The organism is Caldalkalibacillus uzonensis (assembly GCF_030814135.1).
GTDB classification, from domain to species: domain Bacteria; phylum Bacillota; class Bacilli; order Caldalkalibacillales; family Caldalkalibacillaceae; genus Caldalkalibacillus; species Caldalkalibacillus uzonensis.
The window spans coordinates 394,252-410,327 of the sequence record NZ_JAUSUQ010000001.1 but is presented as its reverse complement, the minus strand read 5'-3'; the positions used below and the strand labels follow the sequence as shown (position 1 = coordinate 410,327).

18 protein-coding genes are annotated in these 16,076 nt (G+C 47.3%); 16 read left to right on the top strand and 2 right to left on the bottom strand.

Annotated elements, in window-relative coordinates; all coding sequences use genetic code 11:
- The first annotated feature begins 42 nt into the window (after positions 1 to 42).
- On the top strand, positions 43 to 894 hold the full coding sequence (locus J2S00_RS02070; protein WP_307334891.1) for a sporulation protein YpjB: 852 nt from the start codon (positions 43 to 45) through the stop codon (positions 892 to 894).
- 85 nt (positions 895 to 979) lie between these two features.
- On the top strand, positions 980 to 1,654 hold the full coding sequence (locus J2S00_RS02065; protein ID WP_307334889.1) for a zinc metallopeptidase: 675 nt from the start codon (positions 980 to 982) through the stop codon (positions 1,652 to 1,654).
- Positions 1,655 to 1,762: 108 nt separating this feature from the next.
- Here the strand turns inward: J2S00_RS02065 and J2S00_RS02060 are convergent, their stop codons facing one another.
- Positions 1,763 to 2,626: a YitT family protein gene (locus J2S00_RS02060; protein ID WP_307334888.1), complete on the bottom strand. Its 864-nt coding sequence runs from the start codon at positions 2,624 to 2,626 to the stop codon at positions 1,763 to 1,765.
- A 100-nt stretch (positions 2,627 to 2,726) separates the two neighbouring features.
- Here J2S00_RS02060 and dapB point away from each other — a divergent pair, with 100 nt between their 5' ends.
- From dapB to J2S00_RS02000, 12 genes are all read left to right on the top strand, one after another.
- On the top strand, positions 2,727 to 3,527 hold the full coding sequence (gene dapB, locus J2S00_RS02055) for a 4-hydroxy-tetrahydrodipicolinate reductase (RefSeq protein ID WP_307334886.1): 801 nt from the start codon (positions 2,727 to 2,729) through the stop codon (positions 3,525 to 3,527).
- Positions 3,528 to 3,551: 24 nt separating this feature from the next.
- Entirely contained in the window at positions 3,552 to 3,956 is a 405-nt protein-coding gene (mgsA, locus tag J2S00_RS02050; protein WP_307334884.1) for a methylglyoxal synthase, read from the top strand.
- A 52-nt stretch (positions 3,957 to 4,008) separates the two neighbouring features.
- Positions 4,009 to 4,743, top strand: a complete 735-nt coding sequence (gene bshB1 / locus J2S00_RS02045; protein ID WP_307334882.1) for a bacillithiol biosynthesis deacetylase BshB1 — start codon at positions 4,009 to 4,011, stop codon at positions 4,741 to 4,743.
- The gene (bshA, locus tag J2S00_RS02040) at positions 4,733 to 5,884 is read left to right on the top strand and encodes an N-acetyl-alpha-D-glucosaminyl L-malate synthase BshA (protein ID WP_307334880.1); all 1,152 of its coding nucleotides are present in this window, start codon (positions 4,733 to 4,735) and stop codon (positions 5,882 to 5,884) included. The genes bshB1 and bshA overlap by 11 nt, the downstream gene beginning before the upstream one ends.
- 220 nt (positions 5,885 to 6,104) lie before the next feature.
- Complete coding sequence (locus tag J2S00_RS02035; RefSeq protein ID WP_307334878.1) at positions 6,105 to 7,319, top strand: CCA tRNA nucleotidyltransferase; 1,215 nt, start codon at positions 6,105 to 6,107, stop codon at positions 7,317 to 7,319.
- Positions 7,312 to 8,286, top strand: coding sequence for a biotin--[acetyl-CoA-carboxylase] ligase (locus tag J2S00_RS02030; RefSeq protein WP_307334877.1), 975 nt, complete (start codon positions 7,312 to 7,314; stop codon positions 8,284 to 8,286). Before J2S00_RS02035 ends, J2S00_RS02030 begins: the two co-directional genes overlap by 8 nt.
- 338 nt (positions 8,287 to 8,624) lie before the next feature.
- Positions 8,625 to 9,476, top strand: a complete 852-nt coding sequence (panB, locus tag J2S00_RS02025) for a 3-methyl-2-oxobutanoate hydroxymethyltransferase (protein ID WP_307334876.1) — start codon at positions 8,625 to 8,627, stop codon at positions 9,474 to 9,476.
- Positions 9,473 to 10,354 (top strand): pantoate--beta-alanine ligase, encoded by an 882-nt coding sequence (gene panC, locus J2S00_RS02020; protein ID WP_307334874.1) that lies wholly within the window; start codon positions 9,473 to 9,475, stop codon positions 10,352 to 10,354. Before panB ends, panC begins: the two co-directional genes overlap by 4 nt.
- Entirely contained in the window at positions 10,347 to 10,730 is a 384-nt protein-coding gene (panD, locus tag J2S00_RS02015) for an aspartate 1-decarboxylase (protein WP_307334872.1), read from the top strand. The genes panC and panD overlap by 8 nt, the downstream gene beginning before the upstream one ends.
- Positions 10,731 to 10,832: 102 nt before the next feature.
- Complete coding sequence (locus J2S00_RS02010; RefSeq protein WP_307334870.1) at positions 10,833 to 12,017, top strand: tetratricopeptide repeat protein; 1,185 nt, start codon at positions 10,833 to 10,835, stop codon at positions 12,015 to 12,017.
- 89 nt (positions 12,018 to 12,106) lie between these two features.
- Positions 12,107 to 12,904, top strand: coding sequence for a ComEC/Rec2 family competence protein (locus J2S00_RS02005; protein WP_307334869.1), 798 nt, complete (start codon positions 12,107 to 12,109; stop codon positions 12,902 to 12,904).
- A gap of 79 nt (positions 12,905 to 12,983) precedes the next feature.
- Entirely contained in the window at positions 12,984 to 14,288 is a 1,305-nt protein-coding gene (locus J2S00_RS02000; protein ID WP_307334867.1) for an amidohydrolase, read from the top strand.
- A 66-nt stretch (positions 14,289 to 14,354) separates the two neighbouring features.
- Here the strand turns inward: J2S00_RS02000 and J2S00_RS01995 are convergent, their stop codons facing one another.
- Entirely contained in the window at positions 14,355 to 14,534 is a 180-nt protein-coding gene (locus J2S00_RS01995) for a hypothetical protein (protein ID WP_307334865.1), read from the bottom strand.
- A gap of 223 nt (positions 14,535 to 14,757) precedes the next feature.
- On the opposite strand from J2S00_RS01995, the gene J2S00_RS01990 reads away from it, so the two are divergent.
- Both J2S00_RS01990 and J2S00_RS01985 read left to right on the top strand, forming a co-directional pair.
- Positions 14,758 to 15,528, top strand: a complete 771-nt coding sequence (locus J2S00_RS01990) for a hypothetical protein (RefSeq protein WP_307334863.1) — start codon at positions 14,758 to 14,760, stop codon at positions 15,526 to 15,528.
- 17 nt (positions 15,529 to 15,545) lie between these two features.
- A complete protein-coding gene (locus J2S00_RS01985) occupies positions 15,546 to 16,019 on the top strand; it encodes a hypothetical protein (protein WP_307334862.1) in 474 nt (157 codons plus the stop codon).
- Positions 16,020 to 16,076 lie beyond the last annotated feature (57 nt).

Sequence of the window (16,076 nt, the reverse complement as noted above, 5' to 3'; positions counted from 1 at the left end):
CTTGTCCCTTGTCCCATAGGATGTGTTAGGGGAGGGGATAAGATGAGAAGACGTATGGTTCGTGACCACTGGGCAGTTAAAATGTTCATTTTGGTTATGTTTGTCACGATTGGCTTGAATATTGGTGTCACATATGCGGACAGCCATAACAATACCAGAGATGAACAATTGCGTAAGTGGCTTGAAATAGATGAACTGGCAGATAAAGCATTCCGCTTGGTTGAAGAGAAACAGTATGATCAAGCCCGTCAAACAGTGCTGGAGATTTCTGAACGTCTGCTAACTGTACAATTGGGACAATACCTGCAACATGTGGAACAGGCCAATATTTTGACGGAAACGGTCGTACAAGCCCAAGGAGCCCTTACCCAAGTGAAGCTCAACGAGAATCAGGTCTACCAGCAGGTTTTACGGATGCGCTTAACGATCAACGCTGTGAGTCATACTGAGCAGCCGCTATGGATTAATTTTTATCCTAAGCTGGCCGAAGACTTGACTGCTCTGAAACAAAGTATAAATAAGGGGGATCGGGACCAATTTTTCCGGTATTTAAATCGCTTGTTCAATCATTATGAATTTATCCGCCCGGCCATCGTTGTGAGTCATCCTCCTCAAGTATATACCCAGCTTGATTCACTTGTTGCCTATCTGGACCGGTATTCGGCTGAACTGTGGCAAAAAAAAGAACAGACAGCGCAAGTACTGGATCGATTAGAAAAACAGATTGACCTCGCATTTTTCCAAGAGTCAGGAGAGCAGCAAGGCGCTTTCATTCTGTTATTGGTAGGGATATCCTTACTGATTGTTAGCGTATTAAGTTATGTGGGCTGGAAAAAATATAGGGGTGAGCAGGAAGCCGAAACCGTTCCTTGGCGCAAGGCGAGAAGTATGTAGTGCAGATGTAATTGACTATATTTGACCTTTGCCCTATAATAAATAGTACAACAGGACTGAACGAGGTGGAGAAGGAGGCGGTCAAATGACAATTCTTATCTATTTTCTGCTCATTATTACTATTCCTATTTTAGTCCAGTTTTATTTGAGACGGACTTTTGCGGACCATTTGCGCATTGCTGCCGCTTCCGGTTTAACAGGGAGAGAAGTGGCCCGCAAAATACTGGATGCTAACGGTTTGTATGACGTCAGAGTGGAAGAAGTCAGGGGAAAACTGACAGACCATTATGATCCGACGACAAAAACGGTCCGCCTTTCCAGTGATAACTACTATGGTTCATCCATTGCCAGCGTATCGGTGGCTGCCCACGAGGTCGGCCATGCCATTCAAGATGCAGAGCATTATGCCTTTTTGCGCTTCAGACATGCGCTGGTTCCGCTGGCCACATTTGGTTCCAACGCGTCTTTCATTTTTATTTTCCTAGGCCTTCTGCTATACTCAACGAACATGATCCTGCTTGGCATCCTCACCATGGCCTTTGCTGTGCTGTTTCAAGTTGTCACTCTGCCGGTTGAATTTAATGCCAGCAGCCGGGCCTTGAACCAAATGGTGAGCCTCAATGTCATTGGCATGAACGAAGAGCATGCCGCCCGAAAAGTGCTCAATGCAGCTGCTCTCACTTATGTTGCCGCAACCGTGGTCGCTGTACTGGAACTGTTACGCTTTATTATGGTATATGCCGGTATGAACAATGATTAAGAACATGTACCAACATAGATCCAAACAGCAGGTCAGCGATGTGATTGGCCATCAGGCATCATCTGACCTGTATAGCTTGCAGACTGCATGTGTCTGCAAGCTTTTTTGTTACATGTCATCCCGTAACGGTTTTTTCTGCTCATCATGGGTAAAACCTTCCCCCAGCACATCTCTGACATCATGAACGGCCACAAAGGCGTAGGGGTCAATCTCCCGGATCAAGTTTTTCAAGCGGACCAATTCGTTGCGGCTGATGACGCAATAAAGCACTTCTTTCTGGCTGCCGGTGTAACCGCCTTTTCCCTTTAACAGCGTGGCTCCCCTGTCCAATTTTTTAAGGATCATTTGGGCAATTTCAGGGGCCGAGTCTGAAATAATCATCACCGCTTTGCCAGCGTAGGCCACCTCCTGAACGAAATCGATCACCCTGGCCCCGATATAGACGGCAATGATGGTGTACATGGCCAGTTTGTGATCCAGATAGATGAGGGACAGGGTGATCACGCCCACATCGAAGGCGAACATCGTTTTGCCCATGCTCCAGCCCAGATATTTTTTGGCCAGGCGGGCAATGATATCCACCCCTCCAGTCGTCCCTCCGTAGCGGAAAACAATACCCAAGCCAATGCCTGCTGTGACACCGGCATACAGGGCAGCAAGCAGCAAATCCTCACCAAGGTATAGATGAAAGCCTGCAAACAGCCACAAAAATAATGACAAGGAAAGGGTACCTAAAATGGTGTAAATGAACGCGGTGCGCCCAAGCACCTTCCAGCCGATGAAGAACAGCGGAATATTAAGCACGAGGTTAGTGATAGCCGGACTAAAACCAAACAGATAATTAAGCAATAAAGTGACGCCTGTAAACCCGCCTTCCACCAATTGGTTAGCAATGTTAAAATAGTTTAAGCCGAAAGCATAGATGGCACTGCCCAGGATAATCATGGCCATGTTTCTTACTTTCAGTGGCATGTCTCTCCCCTTCTTTCCTCGTTCGCAAAATAAAGGGCCATATAGTAAAATTGTAGTAGTATTGTAACCGTGATTCAACAATTCAATAGGAGTGATTTTAATGGCGATCCGTGTCATTGTGGTAGGAGCTAAAGGAAAAATGGGATCGGAAACAGTAAAAATGATTCATAGTGATGATGAGCTGCAATTGGTGTGTGGGGTCGACTCCGCATTAAACGGTACCGATGTGGGGGAAGTGATTGGCCTAGGCCCTATAGGCGCTCCCTTTGTTAACGATCTGGAACGGGCCTTGACTGACTTTAATCCAGACGTCATGGTTGACTTTACCACCCCCCAGTCAGTCAAACGGCATGCCCAATTGGCCATCCATTACCGGGTCAGACCCGTGATTGGCACAACAGGGTTGACACAAGCGGATATTGAAGAGCTCTCACAACTGGCCGAACAAAATAAAATGGGTGCCATTATTGCGCCCAACTTTGCCATTGGTGCTATTTTAATGATGAAATTTGCTCAAATGGCAGCCAAATATATGCCGGAGGTGGAGATTATTGAGATGCATCATGATCAAAAATTAGATGCTCCTTCCGGTACGGCGATTAAAACAGCAGAAATGATCGGGGAAGTGAGGGAAGAACATCGACAGGGTCATCCGGAGGAAAAAGAGGAACTAGAGGGGGCACGTGGTGCTTTTTACCAAGGATTCCCCATACATAGTGTGCGTTTGCCCGGCTTAGTGGCGCACCAGCAAGTGATATTCGGTAGTGAAGGGCAAACATTGACCATCCGCCATGACTCCATCAACCGGACCTCTTTTATGCCTGGAGTCAATCTGGCGATCAAAAAAGTGGTCAAACTGGAGCGGTTGGTGTATGGTCTAGATAAGTTGCTGGATGAATAAGTACAGTAAGAAGGGGGCTAGTTGATGAACATTGCCTTAATTGCCCATGACAAAAAGAAGCAGGACATGGTCAATTTTGCCATTGCCTATGAGTCTGTGCTGAACAGATACGATCTGTATGCCACAGGTACCACCGGCAAGTTAATCATGGAACATACCGGACTGAAGATCACCCGCTTTTTATCGGGCCCTCTGGGTGGTGACCAGCAAATTGGGGCACTCATTGCTGAAAACAAAATGGATCTGGTTATCTTTTTCCGTGATCCATTAACAGCTCAACCTCACGAACCGGACATTATTGCCTTGCTGCGTCTCTGTGACGTTCACCAAATTCCGTTAGCTACCAATATGGCTACAGCAGAGATTATTCTACGGGCCATGGAAGCGGGCTATCTGGACTGGCGGGAGTTGCGCAAACATACGTCATAAGACGGTATATAAATATAGGAGCGGGAGAGACGATTACAGGGAGGGAATCAATGTGGGAGAAGCCCTTGACTTACTTTGTTTTGGAGCCCACCCGGATGATGTGGAAATCGGCATGGCCGGAACGATCGCCAAGCATGTGGCTCAAGGTTATGCAGTTGGCATCATCGATTTAACTATGGCTGAGTTGTCCTCTAACGGGACCGTGGAAGCAAGGCAGGAAGAAGCAGCGCAAGCCGCCCGGGTGCTGGGCGTCAAACAGCGCTTCAATCTAAAATTTCCTGACCGCGCCTTGACGGACAGAGAATCAATTATCGGTGCTGTTGTAGAGCTTATCCGTCGGCATAGGCCAAGGGCAGTTTTTGCTCCATATGACCATGACCGGCATCCGGATCATAACCAAACAGCACAGTGGATTGAAGAAGCGGTCTTTACGGCCAATATTGGTAAGTATCAGTGGGGCGAGAAGAGACAAGCCCCCCATCAAGTTGCCCAACTTTATTATTATTTCATTAACAGTGTAGCCAAACCGGATATCTTGGTCGATATTACGCAAGAGATGAAGATTAAAAAACAGGCTTTGAAGGTATACCGGTCACAGTTTGAGCAAACGGAAGGCAGTATTGCCACCAGGTTAAATACAGGGTTTATGGAAGCGATTGAAGGAAGGGAACGGTGGTTCGGGAGCATGATTAAGGTCCCTTACGCGGAAGGGTTTATGGTTAAAACTCCTCTTTCTTTACCAAGTCTAGTTTGGCCTGAAGCGGAGGCTGACCGGCGTGAAGGTTAACTGTCCCTTACCAAATCGCTCACTAAAAATCGGGATTACCTGTTACCCGACGCTGGGCGGTTCAGGTGTTGTGGCCACTGAACTGGGCAAACTTTTGGCTGAACATGGTCACCAAATTCATTTTATTACCCCTGGTGTCCCATTCCGGCTGGGAAAATTTTATCCTAATATTTATTATCATGAGGTGGAAGTGAACCAATATGAGGTCTTCCGTTATCCCCCTTATGATTTAACGCTGGCTAGCAAAATGGCTCAAGTGGCAAACCGGGAAAAATTGGATCTCTTACATGTCCATTATGCTATTCCCCATGCAGTGTGTGCCATTTTGGCCAGACAAATGGTTGATCACCCCTTAAAAGTGGTCACCACCTTACATGGAACGGACATTACCGTTTTAGCCTATGATGAGACACTGAAAGAGATGATTCGCTACGGCATCGAACAATCGGATCTGGTGACAGCCGTATCGGACCATTTGATTAATGAAACGTATGAGCTATTACACATCAATAAGGATATATATAAAGTATATAATTTCGTTGATCTTCGCCAGTATGAACGGTCTGTACATCCCTTATTCAGAAAACAATATGCCCCCAACGGGGAAAAATTAGTGGTTCATATTTCCAATTTCCGGCCAGTGAAACGGGTATTGGATGTGGCTAAGGTTTTTCAGTTGATCCTGAGGGAGATTCCGGCCAAGCTGATTTTTATTGGTGAAGGCCCTGATTTTCCAAGAGTGTGCCACTGGCTAAAAGAACACCACCTTGATTCGTATGTCCATTTTTTGGGCAAACAGGATGATGTGGCTGAAATCTTGTCCCAAACCGATCTGATGCTATTGCCTTCCGAAAAAGAAAGCTTCGGTCTGGTGGCTTTGGAGGCAATGGCTTGTGGCGTGCCTGTCATTGCCTCTAATACAGGTGGTATACCGGAGGTCATTGCACAAGGTCAAACAGGCTTGATCTATCCGGTGGGAGATATTGAAGGGATGGCCCATGGTGCCGTCACATTACTGAGCCAGCCAGATGTTTACAGGCGTTTCTCACAAGCAGCATTGGAGCGAACCCGGACCCAGTTTGCCGCAGATATCATTTTGGAGCAATACCTCACCCTGTATCAAAGGGTGTTAAACGGATAACAACCTGGGTTACACAGCGGTCAACGTGTTCGCTTTCGTCCTTGAAGTACTTTGGCAATGAGGATAAATAAGCCATATAATGTACGCAACAGCGACTCCCCTTTCTTTCTGTTCAATCTGATAAAGACACTGTGTTAATCACAACATCATGCTTTGACCGTAATTAGTGTCAAACATTCTTAGTATATGGTATATGAAGCTGAATATGTGAAAGTGTGTGATGGGGATGCAACTCGTGATGACGGCCAAACGGATACTGGAAAAACTTGAATCGAGCGGGTTTGAGGCTTACATGGTGGGAGGCTGTGTACGGGATATGTTGTTAAACCGTCCCCTGCATGACATCGATATTTGTACCTCGGCCAGACCGGAGGAAGTGATCAGTCTCTTCGAAAGGACAGTGCCTACCGGTTTGAAGCACGGGACTGTCACAGTTGTAGAAGATGATGTTCCTTTTGAAGTGACCACTTTCCGAACGGAGGAAGGCTATTCGGATTATCGCCGGCCGGACCGGGTTCAATTTGTGGATTCCCTCAAGCAAGACCTGAGTCGGCGGGATTTTACCATTAATGCCATGGCGTTAGACCGTTTTGACCGCTTATATGATTACTTCGGGGGCCGGCGTGATCTTGAGCGCCAAGTGATCCGTACAGTGGGGGAACCCCGGGAACGTTTTGCAGAAGATGCTTTGCGGATGTTTAGAGCGATCCGCTTTAGCGGGCAATTGGGTTTCAGTGTGGGAGAAAAGGTATTATCTGCCATACGGATTCACCGCCGCTTGCTGGAGAAAGTAGCCCGGGAGCGGATCACCCATGAATTTCAAAAACTTTTGCAAGCGCCCTATGTTGAGCAAGGGTTGCGTCTCTTATGGAGCAGCGGAATAACTCGTGATGTTTCTCCTTTTCATTATCTGCATAAAGGATTAAGGGAAATCTTGAGCTTTTCGATACAGGCCTTAACCGAACGGGAGCGCTGGGTATTGCTTTTATACCATATGGATGAGCAGTACAGGGCTTCCTTTCTGCACGCCTTGCGCCTCCCAAAAGCATTTGTGAAAGAAATCAAGCGGCTTCTGCGCCACCTGGAACACTATGAACACGTCATTGATGTAGAAGACATTCCTGCTTATGACCTGATCCGTCTGGGAGAAGAGGATTTTGTTTCTTTATTAAAGCTAAACCAACTGATGCTCAACCGCTCGGTGGCCACTGACCTGCGACAACAAATCAGAACTGTGCTGGATAACTTGCCCATTCGTCATCCCCAGGAATTGTGTGTCAATGGCAAGGATTTACAGTTGTTTAGGAAACGTTCTCCCGGCCCTTGGATCCAAGAGGAGCTGGACCGTTTGGTTAAAGCCGTCGTCGAAGGTAAAGTGCCCAATGAACGTGAAGCGATCCGGGCTTTTGTGATGGAGGATGAGAAACATGAATGAGATTCGCAAACAACTGCTGCAGGCATTGCTTGCAAGCCGTGGTTTTGTTTCTGGAGAGGAGTTGAGTCAACAGCTCAGTGTCTCCCGTACGGCGATTTGGAAACATATTGAGGAACTGCGTAAAGAAGGATATCAAATCGAAGCCGTACGCAAACAGGGCTACAGGCTGGTAGCAGAACCCAATACATTGTCCCCTTCTGTCATTGCCTCCCATTTGCGTACCAAGTGGCTGGGACACGATCTTCATTACTTTGATGAAGTGGAATCGACCCAGACGATTGCCCACCGTCTGGCCAGGGAAGGGGCTCCTGCTGGAACTGTCGTGCTGGCTGATCATCAGCAGGCAGGAAAAGGAAGATTGGGACGGACATGGTTTTCGCCCAAAGGGACGGGGTTGTGGATGAGTTTGGTCGTCCGGCCCCATATCCCCTTAACCTCGGTTCCCCAACTGACGTTATTGACAGCAGTGGCCGTGCTGAGGGCCGTCAAACAAACCACCTCCATTGCTCTGTCCATTAAATGGCCCAATGATTTGTTATATGGCGGGCAAAAAGTAGCCGGCATCTTGACTGAATTAAACGCAGAAGCAGACAGGGTCAATTATGTGGTCATTGGCGTTGGCCTTAACGTTAATCAAGAGGCGGAAGATTTCCCTCCTGAACTTAGCAGTAAAGCCATCTCATTAAAACTGGCGGCCCAGAAACCAATTTCACGCAAAGACCTGGTTGTTGCCATTCTTCAGGAGTGGGAGAATGTGTATAACTTGTACCAGCAGCATGGTTTTGGTCCGGTCAAAACATTGTGGGAAGCCCATACTTGTTCCTTGGGGCAGCGCATCGTGGCCAGAACTCCCCATGGCCAAGTGGAAGGCGTCGCCAGAGGCATCACCGACGAAGGTGCGTTGCTGCTGGAAGACGGACAGGGCCATGTACACAGAATTTATTCAGCAGATATCGAGACATTATAGTCTGCTTCTGGTATAATAAACCTAAGCCTAAGAGGAATGGTGAAGAGATGGCATCTATCGGGAGCCATACTCATCTTTCAGTGTGACACATGCTGAACAGCATTGGATAAGGTGGATGCAACTGCATATAGTCAAACGAGCTCCGCGATATTCTGCCTTGAACCGTCATGGACAGGGACAGAGGGATCGTTAGGGACATTAACGGAAAGGTTCCGTATGTCTTTTTTGCCTTCTGCACCTGCAGAAGGTTTTTTTGATCGTTTTTAATGAACGATTCCTCCCTGATCCGCAGGTTACCCGTGATCAATGAAATGAAGATAAAAAGGGGAGGATCCTGAATGGGTAAAACAACAACTGCCACTTTACGACAAATGAAAGGCGAAGAACGGCCCATCACCATGATAACGGCCTACGATTATCCTACAGCCAAGCTGGTAGATGAGGCGGGTATTGACGTGATTCTGGTCGGTGATTCACTGGGCATGGTTGTATTGGGCTATGACTCGACCATACCTGTCACGATTGAAGATATGTTGCACCATACGAAAGCGGTTACACGAGGGGCTAAGCACGCGTTAGTGGTGACTGACTTGCCGTTTTTAACCTATCACGGCTCTTTTGACCGCACCCTTGATGCCTGCCGCCGGTTGTTGCAGGAAGGCGGTGCTCAAGCTGTCAAGCTGGAGGGTGGACAGGAAGTGGCTAACCTTGTTCAGCGCTTGACAGATGCTGGTGTGCCGGTTATGGGTCATCTTGGCTTAACACCCCAGTCCGTTTACCAGCTCGGCGGCTATAAGGTTCAGGGCAAGGATGAGTTCACCGCCAAAAAATTGATCGCTGATGCCAAGGCTCTGGAAGAAGCAGGTGTGTTTGCCATTGTTCTGGAATGTGTGCCCGCTGCTCTGGCTAAACAGGTGTCAGCTATGTTAGAGATTCCCACCATCGGCATCGGTGCCGGTGTCCACTGCGATGGACAAGTGCTTGTTTTTCATGACCTGGTTGGTTTCGGCAGTGAGCTTCAGCCCAAATTCGTCAAACAATATGCCCAGGTTGGGTGTGAGGTGGTGGATGCGGTGCGGCAGTATGTGGCTGAAGTGCGGGAGCGCCGCTTTCCCACTGCTGAACACAGCTACAAGATGGATGACAGCGTGTTAGCCAGGCTGTACGGTGGGGAGGTGGATGGCCGGTGAAAACCTTGCGCTCTATTGAGGAGTGGAGAAGAGAATATGTCCGTTTGAAGGAGCAGAATTATCATTGTAAAATTGGCTTGGTGCCTACCATGGGTTATTTGCACGAAGGACACCTCAGCCTGGTGAAACAGGCCAGAGTGGAATGTGACATCGTTGTCATGAGTATATTTGTCAATCCTCTCCAATTCGGAGTGAATGAGGATTTTGATCGTTATCCCCGCGACCTTAAGCGAGATCAAGCTCTGGCGGCTAAACTTGGGGTGGATGTCCTGTTTGTACCGGAGTTAGGTGAAATGTATCCCCAAGAACCGTTAACAGCGGTGACAGTGTCCGGCATCACCGAGGTGATGTGCGGTCAGTCACGGCCTGGACATTTCACAGGAGTGGCCACCGTTGTGACGAAGCTGTTTAATATTATCCGGCCCGATTACGCCTATTTTGGGCTGAAAGATGCCCAGCAGGTTGCTGTCATTCAGCAAATGGTACACGATCTGAATATCCCCGTGATCATTAGACCTTGTCCCATTGTCCGGGAAGAGGACGGGCTGGCCATGAGTTCCCGCAATGTGTATTTGTCAGCTGAAGAGCGCCAGCAGGCCCTCGCTTTAAACAAAAGCCTGCAAGAGGGCAAGGCTTTGATTAAACAGGGAGAACGGGACACAGACAAGATAAAAGAACACATGAAAGCAATGTTGCTCAGCCAGCCTTTGATTGAACTTGATTATATTGACATCCGTTCATTCCCCGGGCTTAAGGCCCTTGAGTCGCTGGATGGGGTCAAGGGACAGGTGATCGTCGCAGTGGCGGTCAAAATCGGCCGTACCCGCCTGATTGATAACGTGATCATTGACATGGGGGAGGAGAGAGTGCATGTTTAGGCACATGATGAAAGCGAAACTTCACAGAGCAACGGTGACGGAGGCCAATCTCAACTATGTAGGCAGCATTACCATTGATGAAGCTTTGTTGGAAGCCGTTGACATTCTGCCTCATGAAAAAGTTCAGGTTGTGAATAATAACAACGGTGCCCGCTTGGAAACCTATGTGATCCCAGGTCCACGAGGGTCTGGCACCATTTGCCTCAACGGAGCGGCTGCCCGGCTGGTCCAGCCTGGTGATACTGTAATTATTATTTCCTATGCCCTGGTTGCCGAGGAAAAGCTGGCTGATTTTAAACCGAAAGTGGCCATTATGGACAAGGATAACCGGATTCAAGATCTAATTGAGCAAGAAATTCATGGGACAGTAAGCTAAGGCTGGCCCGACCTTCCAAGCTGTAGAACCATCCATTATGTGTTGCATACCTAGCCTTGCTGTGAGAAACACTACAAACAAACATAATGGGTGGGTTTTTTTATGGAAATAAAAACGTATTTTGAGCAGCTTCACAAAAGATTGATGGATTTGTCTCATCAATATGCCAAAGGCTTAGTGCCAAAAGAAGTGTATGAGGATGAGCTGGCTGCTTTGCAGAAGGAAAGCGAACTGATCTTGGAAGAGTGGATCAAATTTGAGGAGGCTTTGTCCCAAATTGATTTTGTTCCCGGCGGAACAGACAACATGATGCACGGTCAACCGGGCACTGTCCCGTTAAATTCAGCTGTAACCCAGTCATCTGCTTGGAAACAGGCCAAAGCCTTTTACGATTTAATGATGTTTGAACAAGCCATTCCGCATTTTTGCCATGTCGTGGGCAAACATCCTGATTTTGAGCAGGCCCGTCTGTTTTTGGCCCATGCCTATTTGGCCACCAATCAACTGGAAAAAGCAAAGTATCACTTGCAATTTTTGCTTGACACAACACAAAAAGATGATCTTTATCATTTAGCGGCTCACGGTCTGGCTTGCCTGCAAGGCACCTTAAAGGCCTATGAGCAGGCTCATTATTATTTTGAAAAGATTAATTTAGAGCAGGTCCGTGACGAATGGAAAGGCATTATTACCTTTAATCATGCCCAAACATTATATCAGCTGCAATGGTACACTCAAAGTCTGGAGAAATTTAAGACATACGTTGCCCTGGAACCTCATGACTGGCGCGGCCCTTATATGATCGGTCAAGTGTATCTGCAACTGGGTGATGAGGAGGCAGGATTGGCTTACTGGTTCGAAGCCATGCAAATGGAGGAAAATCCTGAGCTGTTAAAGCGGATGGCCAAGCATTTTGAACAAAAAGCGATGTATCAGATGGCCATTCAGTGCTATCAACGTATATTAAAACACAATGAAAAATGCCTGGATCCCGAAGTGTGGGCCGGATTAGCTTGGAACTATGGTCTGGTCAGAGATATGGAGCACAGCCAGCCCCTGTTCATAAAAGCATTATCCCTTTTTCCCCAAGAGTTGGACATTCAGCTCTCTTATACCTGGATGCTTTTGTTTTGGAATCGGAAACAAAAGGCACAGGAAGCCATTTCCCGTCTTGAACAGCTGGCACACGCTCATCCCCTTGTTGAGGGGTTAAGGGAGCTTTACAACGGTCAATATCCCCAGGTTGTTGACACAGTAGCGTATCAGCATCTCTCACAGGAAGATGAATGACAAGGTGGCGGATGATAATGATCCATTTGACCCGCAGCTGGTACAGGTATTTGTATATATTCCTGGTGGTTACCCTGCTTTGTCTCAGTATGGGAGGACCCTCAAGCGAAGCATTTACTCCCAAAAACTTACGGAAAATGATTCCTGATGAGGGAATGAAAGTATACTTTATTCAACTTAAGAGCGGTGAAGCCACCTTTATTCAACTGGAAAATGGTGAAGGCATGCTGGTCGATACAGGCAGCAAAACGTCACAAAAGGAATTAATCCGCTTTCTAAGTGAACAGCAGATTGAACATATCCATCATTTGGTTATTACCAGCCAACAGGAAGAATTTATGGGAAATTTTGAGCTGATTGCTGACCTATATGAACCTCAACATCTCTATTACCCCTTTTATTTGGACGACCTGTTTACATCTTTGGAACTGACAGCACAAGCTGAGCTGCATCCTTTAATCGAAGGGGATCAAGTTACCCTGGATGAGGCATGTGCAATTAAAGTATTTCATCCCCAGCCCCGCTTGTCCCTTTCTTTGCAGGACAACTCTCTTGTTTTTCAGCTCGTTCATGGTGACCAATGTTTTTTATTTACCGGAACGGTCTCCAAAAAAGTTGAAAAAGAATTAATCAAACGGCATGATTTACGCTCTCACATATTAAAAGTGAGTGACTTTGGCAGCACAAATGCTTCCAGTGAAGCTTTTTTAGAAGAAGTAGATGCCCATGTGGCCATTATTTTTTACCGGTCTGCTGACACGATAGAACCAGAAGTGATGGAGCGGCTGGAATCATCCTGGATGGACGTCTATCCGGTGAAAAAACATGGACACATTCTGGTGGTCAGCCAGAAGGAGGATTACCGGGTATTTGTTTTGCCCAGCTAAGCAGGAATTTAAACCGACGGAAGAGAATAAAGGAAGAGAATAGAAATGAGGAAAAGCATCATAGCAAAGGATGAGCACAATGAAAACACTATTTAAAAATGGTGTCATTATTACGGCCAATGAACAGAACGAGTGGTTTCGGGAAGGCTATCTGCTGGTTGAGGGCAAAACCATTACCGCAGTTGGTTCAGGGCAACCTGACACGGAATCAGAAGCCGAAGCGGATCAGGTGATCAATCTAAAAGGACAATGGTTGATGCCCGGCTGGGTAAATACCCATGGACATGCGGCCATGTCTGTTTTACGAGGCTATGCAGACGATGCCCCCTTAAAAGAATGGCTGGAGGAAAAGATGTGGCCCATGGAAGCCCGCTTTACAGCTGATACAGTACGCTGGGGGACGGCTTTAGCTGTTGTAGAGATGTTGAAATCAGGCACGACTTGTTTTGTGGATATGTATGATCATATGGATACGGTGGCGGAAGTGGTGGAAGAGGCTGGTATCCGGGGGGTGTTGGCCCGCGGCATTATCGGCCTTTGCCCCGAGGAAGAACAGAAAGCCAAACTGAATGAGGCCACAGCGTTTGCCCAAAGATGGCACCAGCAGGCCGGAGGGAGGATCACGACCATGATGTCTCCCCATGCGCCTTACACCTGTCCGCCTGCCTATATTCACCGTATAGTGGAGCGGGCTCAGCAGCTTGATTTGCCTGTGCATATTCATTTATCGGAAACGGCAAAGGAAGTCCGTCAAAATATTCGCCATTACGGCCAGCGTCCGGTGCCCCATTTGCGTGATATAGGGGTTTTTGAGCGGCCCACCCTTGTGGCCCATGCCGTTCATCTGGAAGAAGAGGAAATGGATATCTTACAGGAGTATGATGTCAAAATTTCTCACAATCCGGCCAGCAACCTGAAATTAGGTTCAGGTATTGCCCAGGTTCCCCGTTTGCTGGAAAGGGGCTTCCGCTTGTCCATCGGCACTGACAGCGCCGCCTCCAATAACAATTTGGACATGTTTCAGGAAGTGCGTTTGGCTGCACTTATACACAAAGGGGTTCACCAGGAGCCCACCGTTGTCCCGGCTGAGGCAGCCCTAAAAATGGGGACGAAGTGGGGGGCTGAATGTGCCTTTGTTCCCCATGTAGGCTCTCTGGAAAAAGGTAAGGAAGCAGATTTCATCATCATCAACCCGGGGCAGGCCCATTTGCAGCCGGTACATGATCCAGTCTCCCATATCATTTATGCTGCAAGCGGTTCTGATGTGCGCCATGTTTATGTCCAAGGCAAACAGGTCGTCAAAGATGGCCGCTGCATCACCCTTGATGAGGAAAAAGTGATTTATGAAGCTAACCGGGTCTGGCGGGAACTGAGCCGGAATTAATACGGTTCATGGCTGGTATGTAAGCTCAACCATGACGGTTGAGCCGGTGTAGGGTAGGGGATATTTTTAAATCTGATGCGGGAAAAAAATGTGGCGATAGGCCAGATCGGTAAGACAGTTTTTCTCCACGGCAGCATGCGGGCGATACCACTCTTTTGTTTGTTCAAACAGGATGGGGTTATAGCGGGCATCCCAGGTGCTTGGCAACGAAGATGGCACTGACTTGTCCAGCTGTTCGCTGTGCATGTGACTCGCCCTCCTTCAAGAGCGTACGTTTAGTATGAGTCAAACTGCTCCCGCTATGAGTAACAGTATTTAGCCGGAGGTTATGGATTTGGCACCCCCTCCACTCTTTACGAAGTATATCCCTCAGACATATACGGCTGCAAAAAGGATATACATGTAGTAACAGGGATTAAACTTGGAACGTTAACTGCTTTAGGTTTGTCTTCAAAAGGAGGGGCGGAGTGTGAGTAAAACTCTGGCAGTAACAGCCCTCTTCATCCTGTTGAGCTTAACGCTTTTAACTGCCTGCCAAGGAGAGCAAGTAAGTACGCCTCCATCTCGTTCAGAACCGGCTTTGACAGATGAGGAGAGTAAGCTTAACAAACACAGCACTTGGATGGCAACATGGGAAAAGGCCTATGAGGATACAGAACTGCTCAAAGTGTTGTCTGAAATGTTGACTGCCTGGATGACAGGTGATGGAAAAGAACGGGCTTATGTGATTGAAGAACGCGGTGAAGAGAAGCGGCTGTATACCGTTCGTTACCACAATGTTGATCACTGGGAGCTCAAGGCCGTTGAAAATGACGAACCGCTGTTTATAGTGGAAAATAACAATGAAAATGTGAACTTGAAACATGACGGTAAAAAGCGCCGCTTATCACAGGGAGAAGTGGACTTTTTGCTTCCTGTGTACCATTTTCAACTCTTAAGTGAAGGTGTTAAGCAAAAAACATATGAGCAAGTAGCGTTAATGCCTTCTGACGGAGAGTGGCATGTACAAGTATTGATGCCTGGTGAGACAATAATGGATCTATTTAGTGGCTTTTTAGCCCAGCACGTTCAATCCCTTCGGCAGGTTCCCTTGACTGATTTCAGCCTGATGTATGAGTTATTGATAAAAGAAGATGATGATCGTTGGCGTATCAGCGGTTTTACGTTCCAATTGCAAAAACATGGTGATGTGTTGGAAGAATTGAACTTTGATTTTGAGAAGGAGATCAAATCTGAATAAGCAGAGGAAAGAGACAAATGAAGAAGTGGCTGATTGCAAGTAGTTTGTGTATTGGTCTAATCATATGGCTTATGGTCAATATCGGCCTTTCCCTGAAGCAAGACCAACATGCTGGTTTCGTTGAGGCGAGAGCGGTGGCAGAACAGGAAACAGGCGGAGAGGTGCTAGAGCAGTTCCGTTTTCATGGAGAGCAAACTTATTTTATTTTCACTATAGAAGATGACAGTGAACAGAAGTTTTATGTGGTTGTTGATGAACAGGGACAGCTGAAATCCTTTCCTGCGGCAGAAGCCCGTTTAACTCAAGAAGATGTGGCTCAAATGGTGTCCGCAGAATATGCGGATTGGACAGTAAAAGCGGTCAGGCCTGCTTATGTTAATCAGCAACTGTGCTGGGAAGTGTTGGCCGTTGATGATCAAGGACGTATGATTTATGCCTATTACACGATGGCCGATGGGCAATTTATCAAAAGCTATACCTTGGAACACTAACCTCCGTCTTGGCAGCGGAGGTTTTTGTTTGGCAAGATGTGCCAGGGAAAAGTATAT